Origin of the sequence: Haematobacter missouriensis, assembly GCF_000740775.1 — a bacterium.
GTDB lineage: Bacteria > Pseudomonadota > Alphaproteobacteria > Rhodobacterales > Rhodobacteraceae > Haematobacter > Haematobacter missouriensis.
The window spans coordinates 1-954 of the sequence record NZ_JFGS01000097.1 but is presented as its reverse complement, the minus strand read 5'-3'; the positions used below and the strand labels follow the sequence as shown (position 1 = coordinate 954).

The window sequence follows — 954 nt, the reverse complement described above, 5'->3', positions numbered from 1 at the left end:
AGAGGTGGTCTCGGGATTTCGGAGCAGGGGCTAAGCTTTAGCGCCTGAGGCAGAACGACCCGACATGACGAAACGCAGGCGTTATTGTGCAGAGTTCAAGGCGAAGGTGGCTCTTGAGGCCATCCGCGAGGACCTGACATCGGCCGAGCTGGCCAAGAAATACGATATCCCTCCGACGATGATCAGCGGCCGGAAACGGACGGCGATCGAGAACATGGCCGCAGCCTTTGGCGGCACCTCATCCGCCGAGCCGCAGATTTCTGCGGGTGAGGTCGAGACGTTGCATGCCAAGATCGGCCAGCTCGTCATCGAGCGGGATTTTTTGTCGGCAGCCTCCAGTCTCATTCTCGGCACTGGAGGGAAAAAGCGGTGAAACAGGATCATCCCGATCTGAGCGTCCGGCGGCAATGCAGCCTGCTGTCCCTGGCGCGGTCCGGCCTTTACTACCAGCCCCGCGGCGAAAGCGCCGAGAACCTGGCCTTCATGGACATCATCGACCGCCAGTTTCTCGAGACGCCCTGGTATGGCTCACGTCAGATGGCCCGCCACATGCAGCGCGAGGGCCATCAATACGGGCGACATCGGGTCCGCCGGCTGATGCGATTGATGCGTCTGGTTCCTGTCTGCCAGGAGCCGAAGACCAGCAAGAAGCCCTCAGAGCATATGATTTATCCATATCTTCTGAAGGGCTTGGCCATCACCCGACCCAATCAGCTGTGGTGCACCGACATCAGTTACATCCCGATGCGCCGAGGCTTTCTGTATCTGGTCGCCATCATGGACTGGCACAGTCGCAAAGTGCTGAACTGGCGGCTGTCGAATTCCCTGGATGCGGGCTTTTGCGCCGAAGCCCTGAAGGAGGCGCTGACCCGATACGGAGCGCCCGAGATTTTCAACAGCGACCAAGGTTCACAATTCACCAGCACCGAGTTCACCGAGGTGCTGCTGGACGCC

At 59.9% G+C, this 954-nt stretch carries 1 pseudogene; it reads left to right on the top strand.

Annotated features, from left to right (window positions below):
* Positions 1-64: 64 nt before the first annotated feature.
* A pseudogene (locus CG51_RS18780) lies at positions 65-954 on the top strand (IS3 family transposase); the annotation flags it as partial.